This is a genomic window from Microbacterium enclense (assembly GCF_004022425.1).
GTDB lineage: Bacteria > Actinomycetota > Actinomycetes > Actinomycetales > Microbacteriaceae > Microbacterium > Microbacterium enclense_A.
Genome location: NZ_RBZY01000017.1, coordinates 44,183 through 59,582, shown reverse-complemented (window position 1 = coordinate 59,582; position 15,400 = coordinate 44,183). Strand labels below are relative to the sequence as shown.

14 protein-coding genes are annotated in these 15,400 nt (G+C 72.6%); 8 read left to right on the top strand and 6 right to left on the bottom strand.

Going from position 1 to position 15,400, the window contains the following annotated elements; genetic code table 11:
* Positions 1-70: 70 nt before the first annotated feature.
* The 3 genes from mtnB to D8Y23_RS06340 are packed head-to-tail and all read right to left on the bottom strand — an operon-like array spanning position 71 to position 2,567.
* Complete coding sequence (gene mtnB, locus D8Y23_RS06350; RefSeq protein ID WP_240663815.1) at positions 71-703, bottom strand: methylthioribulose 1-phosphate dehydratase; 633 nt, start codon at positions 701-703, stop codon at positions 71-73.
* Positions 700-1,401 carry an acireductone synthase gene (gene mtnC, locus D8Y23_RS06345; protein WP_128217317.1) on the bottom strand — a complete coding sequence of 234 codons (702 nt, stop codon included), beginning with the start codon at positions 1,399-1,401 and terminating at the stop codon, positions 700-702. Before mtnC ends, mtnB begins: the two co-directional genes overlap by 4 nt.
* Positions 1,398-2,567, bottom strand: coding sequence for a methylthioribose-1-phosphate isomerase (locus D8Y23_RS06340; RefSeq protein ID WP_128217316.1), 1,170 nt, complete (start codon positions 2,565-2,567; stop codon positions 1,398-1,400). The genes mtnC and D8Y23_RS06340 overlap by 4 nt, the downstream gene beginning before the upstream one ends.
* A gap of 309 nt (positions 2,568-2,876) precedes the next feature.
* On the opposite strand from D8Y23_RS06340, the gene ddaH reads away from it, so the two are divergent.
* Together ddaH and rocD are read left to right on the top strand one after the other, a co-directional pair.
* Positions 2,877-3,761, top strand: a complete 885-nt coding sequence (gene ddaH, locus D8Y23_RS06335) for a dimethylargininase (protein ID WP_128217315.1) — start codon at positions 2,877-2,879, stop codon at positions 3,759-3,761.
* Positions 3,758-4,972, top strand: a complete 1,215-nt coding sequence (gene rocD, locus D8Y23_RS06330; protein WP_128217314.1) for an ornithine--oxo-acid transaminase — start codon at positions 3,758-3,760, stop codon at positions 4,970-4,972. The genes ddaH and rocD overlap by 4 nt, the downstream gene beginning before the upstream one ends.
* A 60-nt stretch (positions 4,973-5,032) precedes the next feature.
* Here the strand turns inward: rocD and D8Y23_RS06325 are convergent, their stop codons facing one another.
* The 3 genes from D8Y23_RS06325 to D8Y23_RS06315 all read right to left on the bottom strand — a co-directional run bounded on the left by D8Y23_RS06325 (position 5,033) and on the right by D8Y23_RS06315 (position 8,631).
* Positions 5,033-6,568 (bottom strand): molybdopterin-dependent oxidoreductase, encoded by a 1,536-nt coding sequence (locus tag D8Y23_RS06325; RefSeq protein ID WP_128217313.1) that lies wholly within the window; start codon positions 6,566-6,568, stop codon positions 5,033-5,035.
* A 143-nt stretch (positions 6,569-6,711) separates the two neighbouring features.
* Positions 6,712-7,560 (bottom strand): ATP-grasp fold amidoligase family protein, encoded by an 849-nt coding sequence (locus D8Y23_RS06320; protein ID WP_128217322.1) that lies wholly within the window; start codon positions 7,558-7,560, stop codon positions 6,712-6,714.
* Positions 7,561-7,695: 135 nt separating this feature from the next.
* The gene (locus D8Y23_RS06315; RefSeq protein ID WP_128217312.1) at positions 7,696-8,631 is read right to left on the bottom strand and encodes an SDR family oxidoreductase; all 936 of its coding nucleotides are present in this window, start codon (positions 8,629-8,631) and stop codon (positions 7,696-7,698) included.
* A 145-nt stretch (positions 8,632-8,776) separates the two neighbouring features.
* Between D8Y23_RS06315 and D8Y23_RS06310 the strand changes: the two genes are divergently transcribed.
* From D8Y23_RS06310 to D8Y23_RS06285, 6 genes are all read left to right on the top strand, one after another.
* Positions 8,777-9,616 carry a helix-turn-helix transcriptional regulator gene (locus tag D8Y23_RS06310; protein WP_128217311.1) on the top strand — a complete coding sequence of 280 codons (840 nt, stop codon included), beginning with the start codon at positions 8,777-8,779 and terminating at the stop codon, positions 9,614-9,616.
* Positions 9,617-9,719: 103 nt separating this feature from the next.
* Entirely contained in the window at positions 9,720-10,886 is a 1,167-nt protein-coding gene (locus D8Y23_RS06305; protein WP_128217310.1) for an alpha/beta fold hydrolase, read from the top strand.
* 78 nt (positions 10,887-10,964) lie between these two features.
* Positions 10,965-12,008 carry an acyl-CoA dehydrogenase gene (locus D8Y23_RS06300; RefSeq protein WP_240663814.1) on the top strand — a complete coding sequence of 348 codons (1,044 nt, stop codon included), beginning with the start codon at positions 10,965-10,967 and terminating at the stop codon, positions 12,006-12,008.
* Entirely contained in the window at positions 12,002-13,399 is a 1,398-nt protein-coding gene (locus D8Y23_RS06295; RefSeq protein ID WP_128217309.1) for a PIG-L family deacetylase, read from the top strand. Before D8Y23_RS06300 ends, D8Y23_RS06295 begins: the two co-directional genes overlap by 7 nt.
* On the top strand, positions 13,396-14,115 hold the full coding sequence (locus tag D8Y23_RS06290; RefSeq protein ID WP_128217308.1) for a glycosyltransferase: 720 nt from the start codon (positions 13,396-13,398) through the stop codon (positions 14,113-14,115). Before D8Y23_RS06295 ends, D8Y23_RS06290 begins: the two co-directional genes overlap by 4 nt.
* 94 nt (positions 14,116-14,209) lie before the next feature.
* Complete coding sequence (locus D8Y23_RS06285; protein ID WP_128217307.1) at positions 14,210-15,385, top strand: alcohol dehydrogenase catalytic domain-containing protein; 1,176 nt, start codon at positions 14,210-14,212, stop codon at positions 15,383-15,385.
* The last annotated feature ends 15 nt before the right edge of the window (positions 15,386-15,400 follow it).

The following is a 15,400-nucleotide window of genomic DNA, read 5'->3' as shown; positions in this document are numbered from 1 at the left end:
GACACGCCGCGTCTCAGCGTGTTTCGGGAGGAACGGCGTTTATCGCGAGGGCCCGGACGGATGCCGGGGCTCAGCGCGTGGCGACGGTGAAGCGCAGCAGCCACTCGGCGATCTCGAGGTGGCGGCGGGCGGCGGCGACGTCGACCCCCCAGGCGTACATGCCGTGGCTCGCGACGATGAGCGCCGGGACCTCGGGCACCTCGTCCGTGGCCGGGATGTAGACCTCGTCGAAGCGGGCGGCCTCGACCGCCATGTCCTGGTCGTTCGCGATCACCGGGATCGTGACGATCTCGTCGTGGGCGCGGTGGCCGATGCCCTTGAGCATCTCCATGTCGCGGATCTCGACGCCGCCCGGCCACCGGTGCCCCGCGACGACCGCGTCGAACGCGTGCACGTGGAACACCGCTCCGGCGCCGGTGCGCGCGGCGATGTGCGCGTGGAGTCCCGCCTCGGCCGACGGAGGGCGCGGGTCGTCGGCGTCGATCGCCGCGCCGTCGGCGTCGATGAGCACGACGTCGCGATCGGTGAGCTCGGACTTGTCCAGACCGGATGCCGTGACGGCGAGCACGAGCGGATCGCGGTCGATCACGACCGACAGGTTGCCCGAGGTGCCGCGCATCCATCCGTATCCCGAGAACCGCGCGGCCTCGGCGGCCAGGGCGGCCCCCGCTTCCTGCATGCGGGCGGCGAGAGGGAGCCTCATCGCGCCAGCTCGATCGCGTCGAAGGATGCCACCGCCGGCGCGGCGAAGTCCGCCCCGTGCCAGGGCTCGCCGCCGCGGTCGAGCGCGACGACCTGCCAACCGGCGGCGAGCGCCGCGGCGACCTCGTCGGGGTGGTCGGTGAGGAACAGCGCCCGCTCGGGAGCGACGCCGAGCGCCGCGGCGATGCGGTCGTACGACGCGGACTCCTTCTTCGGCCCCGCGCTCACCGTGTCGAAGAAGTCCTCGACGAGCGGGGTCAGGTCGCCCTGCGGTGCGTGGCGGAACCACGGCACCTGCGACGCGACCGAGCCGGACGAGTAGACCGCGAGCCGGATGCCGGCCTCGTGCCACGCGCGAAGGCGCGGCGGTACGTCTTCGAAGAACTGCGAGTGGATCTCGCCCGCGGCGAAGCCCTCGGCCCAGATGATGCCCTGGAGGGTCTTCAGAGGCGTCGACTTCACATCGGATGCCATGAGCCCGCGGAGCGCGTCGGCGACCTGGGCGTCGGTGGCATCGGCATCCAGGCCGGTCTCGGCGATCGCGTCGGCGCGGGCGGACCGGACGGTCTCGTCGTCGCGGCCGAGGACCTCGTCGAGGCGCGGACGGGCGTAGTCGTAGAGGTCGCCGAGGATGAAGCCGGCGGCGCTGGTCGTGCCCTCGATGTCGAGCACGACGACGTCGGCGGAGATACGGGTCATGAGGGGTCCTCGTCGGGGGAAGCGGTCATCGGGCGGAAGGCGATGGTGTCGGGTTGCACCGTCGCAGACACGGGGGCGGGCTCGGCGGGCGAGCGACGCCGCCGGAGCGCGGGCGCGGGGGCCTCGGCATCCGGATCCGTGGTGAAGTGCTCACCGACGTCGGCCGGCGCGAAGGTGCCCCGACTCGTCGCGATGCGGGTCACGAGGCGCGGCGGCGTCACGTCGAACGCGGGGTACCACGCGTCGGTCACGAGCGGGCTCGCGGTGCGGTGGCCGAGCACCTCGAGCACTTCGCGCGGGTCGCGGTCTTCAATCACGACGTCGGCGCCGGTGGGGGCTGCCGCATCGGGCGCCTCGACCATCGCGTAGTACGGGATGCCGAACGCCGCCGCTGCGGCCGCGTGCGCGAGTGTGCCCACCTTGTTGATCACCGAGCCGTCGAGCGCCACGCGGTCGGCCGCCGTGACGACCGCGTCGATCGGCCCGGACCCGACGCCCCGCGGGGAGGCGAGGGCGGCGGCGGCCATGCCGTCGGTGATGAGAGTGACCCTCTGGTCGAGCTCGCGCAGCGAGTGCGCGGTGAGGCGTGCACCCTGCAGGTACGGCCGGGTCTCGGTCGCGATCCACTCGATCTCGCGGCCGGCTTCGCGGGCGGCGGCGACGAGCCCGAACAGGTAGGCGTCGGCCCAGCAGTGCGTGAGGATGCGCGGCGCCTCCGGCAGCAGCGACAGCGTCGCGCGGCCCAGGCGCAGGCTCGCCTCGCGGTAGTCGCGGTCGACGGCCGCGGCCGTCTCGAGCGTGACGGACACGAGGGCGTCGGTGTCGTCGGCATCCCGTCCGGCCGCCAGGATCCGTGCGACCGCGTCGCGGGGGTGGGCGTTGGTCGGGCGGGCCGTGGCGAGGGTGCGGCCCGCCCGGCCGAGCGCCGTGCGCGCTTCGCCGAGCGGCAGCCCCCGCACCTGCAGCGCGGCCAGACCCATGCCGGCGGTCGCGGCATACAGCGGCCCCGAGCTCTGGGTCACCATGTCGCGGATCGCCGCAGCGACCTCGTCGGGGGTCGTGGCATCCACCCACTCCACGCGGGCGGGGAACACGCGGCGATCGAGAATGCGGACGACACCGGCGGAGGGATCCAGTACGACGGAGTTCTCGAGGGTGGCAGACATCGCCGCCATCCTCCCACGAGCAGAAGACACGGGTGGCGTCGATGACGCCCGGCGACGCCAGCGCCGTGCACTCGCTCCGCGCCATGCGCTCCCTCAGTCGGAGGGGGATGGATGCCACTGACTTCGCGCGCATCGCTGAGGTTGTGCACCCGCCGGCGCCGCGCTCGCGCGCCCGCGCGCCCGCGTGAGACAATGGCGACGGCGTGCTCGGACCGACCTTTCCCCGCACGGCGCGACAGGCGCCGCCGGGTCGAAGGGCCACCGGGCCCAGAGGACAGCGTCCGCCGCACCTTCTCCTGAGGAGCAGAGATGTCCGCGAACCCCACCGCCGCCCCTGCCGAGACCGACACGGTCGAGCGTGTGCAGCAGCATCGCCGGTACCTGATGTGCCGGCCCGAGCACTTCACCGTCAGCTACAGCATCAACCCGTGGATGGAGCCGTCGCGCCCCACCGACACGAACCTCGCCCTGCGGCAGTGGCAGTCGCTGTACGACACCTATGTTGCGCTGGGCCACGAGATCGAGCTCATCGACCCGGTCGAGGGCCTGCCCGACATGGTCTACACGGCCAACGGCGGCTTCGTCATCGACGGTGTGGCGTACGGCCCCAAGTTCCGCTTCCGCGAGCGCGCCGACGAGGCACCCGCGTTCATCGACTGGTTCGCCGCCAACGGTTTCGAGGTCGCCGAGCCGGTCGAGGTCAACGAGGGCGAGGGCGACTTCCTGCTCGTCGGCAACACGATCCTCGCCGGCACCGGGTTCCGTTCCACCGGTGACAGCCACCGCGAGGTGGGCGAGGTGTTCTCGCGCGAGGTCGTGTCGCTGACGCTCATCGACCCGCGGTTCTACCACCTCGACACCGCGATCGCCGTGCTCGATCCCGTCGAGGGCCCGGGCGGCGTCGAGAACGCCAACATCGCCTACCTGCCGAATGCGTTCGACGAGCGCAGCCAGGCGATCCTGCGCGAGCGCTACCCCGATGCCATCCGCGTCTCGGACGCCGATGGCTCGGTGTTCGGCCTGAACTCCGCGAGCGACGGCAAGAACGTCATCATCTCGCCGCGCGCGAAGGGCTTCGAGGCGCAGCTGCGCGAGCGCGGCTACACCCCGGTGCTCGTCGACCTGTCCGAGCTGCTGCTCGGCGGCGGCGGCATCAAGTGCTGCACGCTGGAGCTGCGCGGGGGCGCCCGATGAGCACCGCCGTCGACGACCTCGGAGGGCAGCTCATCGCTCTCGAGGGTGCCCACCTCGCGCACAACTACCACCCGCTGCCGGTCGTCGCCGCGCGCGCCGAGGGCGTTTGGGTCACCGACGTCGAGGGCAAGCGCTACCTCGACCTGCTGTCGGCGTACTCCGCCCTCAACTTCGGCCACGGGCACCCGGCGATCCTCGCCGCCGCCCGCGAGCAGCTGGAGCGCTTGACGCTCACGAGCCGCGCGTTCCATAACGACAAGCTCGGGCCGTTCGCCACCGCACTCGCGCAGCTGTGCGGCAAAGACCTGGTGCTGCCCATGAACACCGGGGCCGAGGCGGTCGAGACCGGCATCAAGGTCGCCCGCGCGTGGGGCTACCGGTCGAAGGGCATCGCCCCGCACGCGGCGACCATCATCGTCGCCAACGGCAACTTCCACGGCCGCACCACGACGATCGTCGGCTTCAGCGACGACCCGACCGCGCACGACGACTTCGGTCCGTACGCGCCGGGGTTCGTGCACGTGCCCTACGGAGACGCGGATGCCATCGCCGCGGCGATCGACGAGAACACCGCCGCGGTGCTCATCGAGCCGATCCAGGGCGAGGCCGGCGTCGTGATTCCGCCCGAGGGGTTCCTGCGCCGCGTGCGGGAGATCTGCTCGGCGAACAACGTGCTGTTCATCGCCGACGAGATCCAGTCGGGCCTCGGCCGGGTGGGCGAGACGTTCGCGTGCGACCGCGAAGGCGTCGTGCCCGACGTCTACCTCCTCGGCAAGGCGCTGGGCGGTGGCATCCTGCCCCTGTCCGCGGTCGTCGCGAACGAGGACGTCCTCGGCGTGATCCGCCCCGGCGAGCACGGCTCGACGTTCGGCGGAAACCCGCTGGCTGCCGCGGTGGGTCTGCGGGTCGTCGAGATGCTGGCATCCGGAGAGTTCCAGACCCGCGCGAAGGCGCTCGGCGAGCATCTCGCGCAGGGGCTCGAGTCGCTCGTGGGCCACGGCGTGACCGCCGTGCGCGTGGCCGGGCTCTGGGCAGGCGTCGACATCGACCCGGCCGCGGGCCGGGGCCGCGAGATCGCCGAGAAGCTCCTTGCCCGCGGTGTGCTGGTGAAAGACACGCACGGGCAGACGATCCGCATCGCGCCGCCGCTCACGATCCGGGCGACCGAGATCGACTGGGCGATCGAGCAGCTGCGGCACGTCCTGTCTTAGGGGCGTGAGTCGCCAGAGTTCGTCGCTTCAGCCAGTCCGGGGGCGACAAATCCTGGCGACTCACGCGACCGAAAGCGTCAGCTCGTCCCAGCCGGTCGCGCCGTCGGGAGCGGGAGCGGCGCGGTTCGGCGTCTGGAGCTCGCCGGTGGCGGACGTGGCGCGGCAGCGGACGGTGTGCGTACCCGGCGTGGCATCCCATGACAGGCTCCACTGCACCCACGTGTCCGACGAGATCGCCGTCGCGAGCGTCGCCGGTTGCCACGCGCCGTCGTCGATCTGCACCTCGACGCCCGAGACACCCACGTGGGTCTGCCAGGCGACCCCGGCGATGGTGGTGGGGCCGGCGGTGACGCGGGCACCGGCGCGCGGCACGTCGATCCGGGATGCCAGTTTCACGGGGCCGCGCGCCGACCACCCGCGCGAGGTCCAATACCCCTCGGCCACGGCGTACTGCGTCACCTCGAGCTCGGTCACCCACTTCGTCGCCGAGACGTAGCCGTAGAGGCCCGGGACGACCATCCGGACCGGGAATCCGTGCGCGAGGGGGAGCGGCTCGCCGTTCATCCCGATCGCGAGGAGCGCGTCGCGCTCGTCGGTCAGTGCCTCGAGCGGAGTCGAGGCGGTGAAGCCGTCGATCGAGCGCGACAGCACCATGTCGGCATCCGCCGTCGGCGCGGCGCGCGCGAGCAGGTCGCGGATCGGGACGCCGAGCCAGCGGGCGGTGCCGATCAGCTCACCGCCGACCGCGTTCGACACGCACACGAGGGTGGCGGCGACCTCGCGCTGGGGGAGGGCGACGAGGTCGTCCCACCGCAGCACGACTTCCTGATCGACGAGTCCGTGGATGCGCAGACTCCACGTCGACGGGTCGACCTGCGGCACCACGAGCGCGGTGTCGATGCGGTAGAAATCCGCCGACGGCGTGATCACCGGGGCGAGTCCGTCGACGCCCAGCTCGGCGGTGGCGGGAACGGGCGTCGTCGTGGACGGGGGCGGAAGGCGCAGCGCCGCCCGGACCGCCGATACCGCTCGCGCTCCGCCGCTCATCGCCGCCGACCCCACCGCCGCGAGGGCACCCGCGACCACGGCCACGCCCGACAGGACCAGGACGGTGCGGCGCGTAAGGCCCGCGTCGGCGGGACCGGCCGCCGGGCGACGCAGACGCGCGATCAGCATCGCCCCCGCGATCGCGGCCGCGGCCCCGGCGACGAGCGACGGAACCGGTGACAGCAGGTCGGCGTCGGCGCGCGTCAGGGACACGACCGCTCCGACGGCGCCCAGCGCGGCGAGGATGACGCGACCCCAGGGCGGCCGTCGCCTCTCGACGATGCCGGCGACCGCGGCGACGGCGAGGAGGAGCACGGCGATGCCGACGAGCAGCGCGGCCTTGTCGTTCGTGCCGAAGAGGCTGATCGCCAGGTCCTTCGCCCACGATGGGGCGATGTCGATCATCCCGCCGCCGATGACGGCGAACGGGCTCGCGGACGGTGCGATGAGTGCGGCGGTCAGCTCGCCCAGCCCCGCTCCGAGCACGGTGGCCGCGACGCCGGCGACCGCGGCGAGGGAGTCGGGGGTGCGGGACGACGGGGAGGCCACGTTCGGAGCATAAAGACCGCAGCGGACACGCGGTCCGTCGCCGCCCGAACTCACAGCCAAACCCCGAGTCGCGTGAGGGGTCAATAAGTGTCGCTTGCGCCGCGGCTAAGCGACACTTTCTGACCCCTCACGCGAGGGCCGGGTCAGCGATAGCGGCGCGGGACCGTCCAGGGACGGCCGAACTCGGTGTTGAACTCCTCGGGGTCGAAAGGGCTGTCGCCCCCGGCCGGGAAGCTCGTCAGCTCGCCGAACACGATCCGGCCGTCGACGTCGTACAGGTCGACGCGCACGAAGTCGGTCTCCGCCCCCAGCCGCTCGGCGAGGCGAACCATCTCGCCGAGGTGCGCCGGGAGGGGGCGCTCGGGATCGGCCCACGGCGGGCCGCCGCTCATCGGGACCCGACTCCCGTCGGGGCGGTAGAAGTCCTGCGTCCGGGTGCCGAATCGGCCGCTGTCGACCTGGATGAACGCGCATCGACCGTGGAAGACGAAGAACTTGTAGTCGTCGGGGATCGCGCCGTCGGCACCCGCCAGCAGTTCCTCGACGATGACCCGCCGCGGCATCCGTCCGTACACCCACTCGTGGTTGGGGCCACGACCGTACAGCTTGGCGAGCCACCCCTCGGCGATCGCCGCGAGGGCCTGCGGGGTCACGCGCTCCGGCCGCACATGCCGGTACACCCACCCCCATCGAGACTCGGGAAGGCGGGCGTCCGCCGGTGCCGTCGGCGAGACGACGATCGCCGCGCCGCTTCCGTGCGTCGGCTTCACGACGTACGCGTCGGGCCACTCCATCGCGGCCAGTGCGCGCGGGTCGTCGACGATCGCGTACGCGCGGGGCAGGTAGCGCTCGCCGATCACGGAGGCGACGTGGTCGCGGACGGCCGCCTTGTCGGCGAAGGTCACGATGAGGTCGCGGTGATCGCGCAGCATCTTGTAGCGCACCTTCTCGCGGAACGTCGTCGGCTTCCGCGTCCGCCACAGCCGTGCCATCCGCACAAGCACGCTTCGCTCACGCCAACGGATGCTGTTCACCACGCCGTTCAGCTTGGCATCCACCGCCCCGCATCGCGTGAGTCGCCACGATTCGTCGCTTCCGGGGGACGCGAAGCGACAAATCCTGGCACCTCACGCGCTCAGCGTGACCCCGGCGAGCCGCCGCGACTCCTCCCACACGCGCCGCGCCTCGTCGAGGTCGCGGAGCGGGCGGTAGAGCGCGTGCGCGGTCGGGGCACCGCCGAGGTTCATCAGCCCGCGCGGACCGTACAGCCTGTCGCTCTGCGGGTCCGCGGTCGTCGCCCCGAGGAGGGCCGGCTGGGCTGCCGAGCGCACCGTGCCGAGCAGGATGCCGTGACGCGACAGCCAGCGGATGGTGCGCACCGCCGGAACGTCGGTCGTCCGGCCGAGCTCGGGCCGCGCCGCGAGAAGGTTCGACGGCGCGACGCCGGGGTGCGAGACGACGCTCGTGAGACCCCATCCCCCCGCCTCACTCCGACGCTGCAGCTCGAGTGCGAACAGGCCCAGGGCGATCTTCGACGCCGAGTAGACCCGCTGGCCGTCGTACGAGCGCTCGGCCTGAAGATCGTCCCAGTCGATGCGGCCGCTCCGTGCCGCGATGCTGACCTGCGTCACCACGCGGGCCCGCCCGGCGGTGAGCAGCGGGAGGATGCCACCGACGAGGGCGACGTGACCGAGATGGTTCGTACCGAACTGCAGCTCGAATCCGTCGGCCGTCGTCTGCCGCTCGGGCGGTGTCATCACACCGGCGTTGTTGATGAGCAGGTGCACCGGGCGTCCGTCGGCGCGCAGGGCGTCACCGAGCGCCGCGACGCTCGCGAGCGACGACAGATCCAGGTCGTGCAGCTCGAGACGGGCGCCCGGAACGCGGTTGCGGATGGTCTCGACGGCGCGCGCGCCCTTGGCGCGGTTGCGGACGGGCAGCACGACCTCGGCACCGGCCGCGGCCAGACGTTCGGCGATCACGAGGCCCATGCCGTCGCTGCCGCCGGTCAGCACGGCCCGGCGGCCGGTGAGGGAGGGGAGGGGGATATCGATGTCGGTCATGGTTTCTCCTCGGTCGGTGTGGATCCCAGCGTGCGCGGCAGGGTGGCATCCGATCCAGGACCCGTCGATCCCCGGCTGAGCAGACCACCGAAAGGGGGATCGACACGTCCTGGCTCGAACCTCCGACGACGGGTAGACAGGGAACATGATCGACCGAACCGCCCTCGCGGACTTCCTCCGCACCCGGCGCGAGGCGCTCCAGCCCGAGGACGTCGGGATGCCACGGGGCGCACGTCGCCGCACCCCGGGCCTGCGTCGCGAGGAGGCGGCCGCGCTCGCGCACATGTCGACCGACTACTACGCGCGGCTGGAACGCGAGCGGGGCCCCCAGCCCTCGCCGCAGATGCTCGCCGCGATCGCGCAGGGATTCCACCTCACCCGCGCCGAGCGCGACCACCTATTCCGTCTCGCGGGCCACGTGCCGGACACCCGCGGCGCCGCGGGGGAGCACGTCAGTCCAGGACTCCTCCGCATCCTCGACCGCCTCGACGACACGCCCGCCGAGATCGTCACCGAGCTCGGCGAGACGCTCCGGCAGTCGCCCCTCGGAGCCGCCCTGACCGGTGACGCGTCGCTGCGGTCGGGACCCGAGCGCAGCCTCGGCTACCGCTGGTTCAGCGACCCCGAGTCGCGGGCGCTCTATGCGCCCGAGGAGCACGACTTCCTCGGGCGACTCTTCGCCGCCGGGCTGCGCGAACTCGCGGGTCGCCGCGGGCCGGGCTCCCGCGCGGCCGCGCTCGCCGATGACCTGCTCCACCGGAGCGCGGAGTTCCGGACCCTGTGGTCCGCGCACGAGGTGGGGCTGCGGCCGAGCGCGACGAAGCGGTTCGTGCACCCCGCAGTCGGCCCGCTCGAGCTGCACTGCCAGTCGCTCGTCGACCCCGAGACGTCGCATTCCCTGCTCGTGTACACCGCGGTCCCCGGCAGCGAGAGCGCCGAAAGGCTGCGTCTGCTGGCCGTGCTGGGTCCGTCGGTCTCGGCCTGACTCGCGTGAGGGGTCATTTTTCGTCGCTTGGCTCCGCCGCAAGCGACACATTCTGACTCCTCACGCGCGGGGAGGGGACCGGGAGCGGGATATCGTCAGGGGCATGCACGAGCAGGTGAGGGCGTTGCGACGCCCGGCCGCCGACGGGGTGCCCCCGTTCGACCTCCGCTACGTCCGCGGCGGCCCGCGCACGTCGACCCCGGCCCTGATCATCCCGGGTGGCCCGGGGCTGGCATCCGTTCTCCCGTATCGCGGACTCCGCCGTCGCGCGGCGGCGGGCGGACTCGACGTCCTGATGGTCGAGCACCGCGGCATCGGACGTTCCCGCCGCGACGAGGCGGGGCACGTCCTGCCGCCCGCGGCGATGCGCATCACGGCGGTCCTCGACGACTTCGCCGCGGTGCTCGACGCGGAGGGCGTCGACCGCGCGTACGTCGTCGGCTCGTCCTACGGCAGCTACCTCGCCTCGAGCTTCGGGGTCCGGCATCCCGACCGGGTCGCCGGGATGGTGCTCGACTCCGCCCTGCAGTCGACGGGCGACCTCGACCTCGAGCGTGCGCGACTCCGGGCGCTCTTCTGGGAGGCCGACGACGACCTCGCCCACGGTGTGCGCCGCCTCGTCGATGACGGCATCGACGAACGCGTCGTGCTCGACGTCGTGCGCGCCGCGTACGAGCTCTCGGGCGGCGACCTGGCGCGTATGCTCGTGCGTCACCGGCCCGGGCTCGCGTGGCACGCGCTCGCCGCGTACGCGACGCGGGACGGCTCGGTCGCCCGGATCCCCGGGATCTACGAGTTCGACGTCGTCGGCACGATCGCGTTCCGCGAGCTGCACTACGGTGCCCCGCCGGACGGGCTGCCCCTCGACCCGGCGCTCACCTACGCTCCGCTCGTCGAGCGGTACCCGCCGTTCACGGGCGAACCGTACGACCTGACGGCCGCCGTCGGGCGGTTCCCATGGCCGCTCGTGCTGCTCTCGGGCGACCGCGACCTGCGGACCCCGCCGGCCATCGCCGAGCGCGTGGCCCGGACGGCCCCGGATGCCACCCTCGTCCGCCTCCGCAACGGCCACAGCGCGCTCGACACCCACCCGATGGCGCTCCTCAATGCCGTGCGGAGGCTCGTGCGCGGGCAGCACCATCGCCTGCCCGACGACGAGGCCGCGCTCGAGCGGCTGACCCGCACGGGCGTCTCCGCATCTTTCCCGTCGGTCATCACGAAGCTCGCCGGTCTCGACGCGATCGCGCACCGCCGTTCGTCGCGCCGCTGACCCCTCCCGCGGGACTGTCTGCTCCGACCGCCGGTGTCAAGCCTCGGTCGATTTCCCCCGCACCGGAAGAATCGAAGGATGAGCGCTTCCGTTCATCCCCCCTTCCCCCTCCTCCTGACCGACGACGACGGCCTCGACGACGTCCGCGCCGCTCTCTCGGCGGCGGATGCCATCGCCGACCTCGGCACCGACCTCACCGCGACGCTCGCCTGGGTCGTCGGCATCTCCCGGCCGCGTTCCCTGCGGGGGACGTGGGAGCTGTTGGCATCCACCGCCGCGCGCGATGTCGCGGCTGCCCGGGTGCTCGAGCCCCACCTGGATGCGCTGGGCATCCTCGACGAGGCGGCCGCCGCCGGGTTCGAGGTGCCGGTGGACCGGGACGGTTCCTGGGGGGTGTTCGCCGCCGAGGGACCCGGTGTGCGCGTGCGGGCGCGCCAGGATGCCGGGACGTGGACGCTGCACGGCACCAAGCCGTGGTGCTCGCTCGCCGGCGACCTCACCCACGCCCTCGTCACCGCCTGGGTCGATGACGACCACCGGCAGCTGTTCGCTCTGGACCTGCGCGACCCCGCGGTGACGGCACGGACCGGCCCCTGGCACGCGCGCGGACTGGAACGCGTGGTCAGCGCCCCGATCGACATCGACGGCGCGACCGCGGTGCCCGTCGGCGAACCCGGCTGGTACCTCCGCCGTCCCGGCTTCGCCCACGGCGGCGTGGGGGTGGCGGCGTGCTGGTGGGGCGGAGCGCTCCCGCTGCGGTCGGCGCTCGCCGAGGCGGCGCGGGGTGACCGGGCCGATCAGCTCTCTCGTGTGCACCTCGGCCGTGCCGACACGGCGCTGTGGGCCGCGCGCGCCGTGCTCGTCGAGACCGCGGGGGTCTTCGGCGCGGGGGGCTCGGCATCCACGGGTCTGCGCGCGGCGCGCGCTCGCGCCGTCGTCGTCGACGCGGTCGAGACCACGCTCGCCGAAGCCGCCCACGCCCTCGGGCCGCTCCCGCTCGTCGCCGACGAGGCGTACGCCCGGCGCGTGGCCGACCTGCAGGTGTACGTGCGGCAGCATCACGCCGCGCGTGATCTGGCGAAGATCGGCGGCGACGTGGCGGAGGGCGCGGACGCATGGTGAGCTTCGATCACCGCGACCCCGGCACCGACGAGGACACGTGGGCACCGGCCCTCGCGCGACCCCTTCCGGCGCTCGATCTCGACGTCGACCGCGTCGTCGTCGTGGCCGCGCACCCCGACGACGAGAGTCTCGGAGCCGCGGGGCTGCTGGCCACCGCGGCGGCACGGGGGATCACGATCGACCTCATCGTCGCGACCGACGGCGAGGGGTCGCACCCCGACTCGCCCACGCACAGCCCGGCGACTCTGGCTCTGATGCGGCGCCGAGAGCTGATCGACGCCGCACGCATCGTCGGCCTCACCTCCGACCCGCTGTTCCTGGGTCTCCCAGACGGCGGAACCGACGAGCACCGGGATGCCATCGCTGCGGCGCTGCGCGGCACTCTGGATCGCGCAGGCGCCGATAGCGTCCTCGTGCTCTCGACCTGGCAGGGTGACGGCCACCGCGACCACCGCGTGGTCGGTGAGGTCGTCGAGGGGGTGTGTGCAGCCCGGGGCGTGCGTTCCCGCGCGTTTCCGATCTGGCTGTGGCACTGGGGCGAGCCCGTCGACGTGCCCTGGCGCGACGCCGAGCGTCTGACGCTTCCCCCACCCGTCCGGGATGCCAAGGCGCGAGCGCTCGAGGCGCACGCCAGTCAGTTCCGCCCGCTGTCGGCGGCTCCCGGTGACGAGCCGATGATCCACGCCGGTATGCGCGCGCACTTCGAGCGCGACGTGGAGGTGTTCTTGGCGCCGGAACCGACGACCTCGCGCGAGGCGGCCCGGTCGAGCACCGGGGTCGCGCCGGACAGCGTCGGCCAGGAGTACTTCGACGACATGTACGCCCGGCACGACGACCCCTGGGGGTTCGACTCGCGGTGGTACGAGGAGCGCAAGCGCGCCCTCCTCCTCGCCGCTCTTCCCCGGCGCCGGTACCGTTCGGCGCTCGAGGCGGGGTGCTCCACGGGGGCCGTGACCGCGCAGCTCGCCGACCGCTGCGACCGCGTCCTCGCCGTCGACCTCGCTCCAGCGGCCGTCGAGAGGGCGCAGCGGCGCCTCGCGGGACGCGACAACGTCGAGGTGCGCCGCGCGCGGCTCCCCGACGAGTGGCCGGAGGGGGAGTTCGACCTCGTCGTGCTGTCGGAGGTGGCGTACTACTGGGGCGGCGACGACCTCGACCGGGGGCTCGCCGCGAGCGTGAGGGTGCTGACCGGGGACGGCCATCTCGTCGCCTGCCACTGGCGGCATCCCGTGGCCGAGTATCCCCGCAGCGGCGACAGCGTGCACGACGCGCTCGCGGTCCGCGCGGATCTCGTCCGGCTCGCGCGGCACGAGGAGGAGGACTTCGTGCTCGAGGTCTTCGGCCGACGGGGAGCGCGCTCCGTGGCGGCGGAAGCAGGGCTGGTGTCGTGAGAGCGGTCGCGGTGGTGATCCCTGCGCACGACGAGGAGGAGCTGATCGGCCGGTGCCTGGCATCCGTCACCCGTGCCCTCGCGCGGGCTCGGGAGCGCGAACCGGATCTGCGGACGACCGTCGTCGTGGTGCTCGACGCGTGCGCGGACGGAACGGCCGAGCAGGCGCGTCGCTGGCCGGTCGAGACGATCGAGATCGCCGCCCGGAGCGTCGGTACCGCTCGGCGCCTCGGGGTCGCCCACGCCCTGTCGCTGGTGGGTGCACCGCCGACGGACACCTGGATCGCCATGACGGACGCCGACACGGTCGTGCCCGCGGAGTGGGTCACGCACCAACTCGACCTGATGGATGCCGGCCTCGACCTGATCCTGGGGACGGTACGGCCCGACTTCGCCGACCTCAGCGCGCGTCACGCCGCCTACTGGCGCGCGACCCATCATCGCGGCCGCCCACCGGGCAATGTCCACGGCGCCAATCTCGGCGTGCGAGCAGACGCCTATTCCCGCGCGGGTGGCATCCCGGATCTTCGCGAGCACGAGGACGTGGCCCTGGTGCGCGCACTGCGGAGCCTCGGGGGGCGCGAGATCGCGAGCGACGTGCACGAGGTCGAGACGTCCGGGCGGTTCAGCGGGCGCACGCCCGGCGGGTACGCGGGATTCCTGCGGCACGTGCACGCGTTGATCGACGCAGCACCGGTCGTCGCGCCGGGTTCGTGAGATCGGTGGGGCTCGAACCCCATTCGTCAACCACCTCCGTGGCTCGTCCGCGTCGTCGCAGACTGGGCGTCCCCCGGAAGGAAAGAGACACACGATGAAGGCATTGACCTGGCAGGGCAAGCGCGACGTCCGCGTCGAGGACGTCCCCGACCCGCAGATCCTCGAACCGACCGACGCGATCGTGAAGATCACCTCGACCGCCATCTGCGGCTCCGACCTGCATCTGTACGAGATCTTCGGGCCGTTCATCGACCCGGGCGACGTCCTCGGACACGAGCCGATGGGTGTCGTCGTCGAGGTCGGCTCCGGCGTCACGAACCTCGCGGTCGGCGATCGCGTCGTCGTCCCGTTCAACATCTCGTGCGGGCACTGCTTCATGTGCCGGCGCGGGCTGCAGTCCCAGTGCGAGACCACGCAGGTACGCGAGTACGGCAGCGGGGCGTCGCTCTTCGGCTACACCAAGCTGTACGGACAGGTACCCGGCGGTCAGGCCGAGTACCTCCGCGTCCCGCTCGCGGACTACAACCACATCAAGGTCGGCGACGACCTGCCCGACGACCGCTACCTGTTCCTCAGCGACATCGTGCCGACGGCGTGGCAGGGCGTGCAGTACGCGAACGTCCCCGACGGCGGGACGCTCGCGGTGATGGGTCTGGGCCCGGTCGGGCAGTTCGCCGCCCGCGTCGGCGTGCACCTCGGGTACCGCGTCCTCGCGGTCGAGCCCGTCGCAGAGCGCCGGGCGATGGCCGAGCGCCACGGTGTCGAGACCTTCGACCTCACCGACACGGTCATCGACGAACTCCGCGACCTCACTGAGGGTCGAGGCGCCGACGGGGTCGTCGACGCGGTCGGCATGGAGGCGCACGGAAACGGCGGCATCAAGTTCGCGCAGAACGCCATCGGCCTGCTCCCGGATGCCGTCGCCCAGAAGCTCATGGACACGGCGGGCCTCGATCGCCTCGCCGCGATGCACGCCTCGATCGACGTCGTCCGCCGCGGCGGGACGGTGTCACTGAGCGGCGTCTACGCCGGCGAGGCCGACATCCTGCCGATGAAGACGATGTTCGACCAGCAACTCAACCTGCGAATGGGCCAGTGCAACGTCAAGCGCTGGATCGACGACCTGCTGCCCCTGGTGGAGGATCCCGCCGACCCGCTCGGCGTCATGGACCTGGTCACGCACCACGCGCCGCTGGAAGACGCCCCCGGTCTCTACGAGACGTTCCAGAAGAAGGAAGACGGCTGCATCAAGGTGGTTCTGCGCCCCTGACCCCGTGCGTGAGTC

Bases quoted from the DNA above. Each gene is read 5' to 3' on its own strand.
- mtnB (WP_240663815.1), bottom strand. From the start codon at position 703: ATGAGGCTCCCTCTCGCCGCCCGCATGCAGGAAGCGGGGGCCGCCCTG.
- mtnC (WP_128217317.1), bottom strand. From the start codon at position 1,401: ATGACCCGTATCTCCGCCGACGTCGTCGTGCTCGACATCGAGGGCACG.
- D8Y23_RS06340 (WP_128217316.1), bottom strand. From the start codon at position 2,567: ATGTCTGCCACCCTCGAGAACTCCGTCGTACTGGATCCCTCCGCCGGT.
- ddaH (WP_128217315.1), top strand. From the start codon at position 2,877: ATGTCCGCGAACCCCACCGCCGCCCCTGCCGAGACCGACACGGTCGAG.
- rocD (WP_128217314.1), top strand. From the start codon at position 3,758: ATGAGCACCGCCGTCGACGACCTCGGAGGGCAGCTCATCGCTCTCGAG.
- D8Y23_RS06320 (WP_128217322.1), bottom strand. From the start codon at position 7,560: ATGGCACGGCTGTGGCGGACGCGGAAGCCGACGACGTTCCGCGAGAAG.
- D8Y23_RS06315 (WP_128217312.1), bottom strand. From the start codon at position 8,631: ATGACCGACATCGATATCCCCCTCCCCTCCCTCACCGGCCGCCGGGCC.
- D8Y23_RS06310 (WP_128217311.1), top strand. From the start codon at position 8,777: ATGATCGACCGAACCGCCCTCGCGGACTTCCTCCGCACCCGGCGCGAG.
- D8Y23_RS06305 (WP_128217310.1), top strand. From the start codon at position 9,720: ATGCACGAGCAGGTGAGGGCGTTGCGACGCCCGGCCGCCGACGGGGTG.
- D8Y23_RS06300 (WP_240663814.1), top strand. From the start codon at position 10,965: ATGAGCGCTTCCGTTCATCCCCCCTTCCCCCTCCTCCTGACCGACGAC.
- D8Y23_RS06295 (WP_128217309.1), top strand. From the start codon at position 12,002: ATGGTGAGCTTCGATCACCGCGACCCCGGCACCGACGAGGACACGTGG.
- D8Y23_RS06285 (WP_128217307.1), top strand. From the start codon at position 14,210: ATGAAGGCATTGACCTGGCAGGGCAAGCGCGACGTCCGCGTCGAGGAC.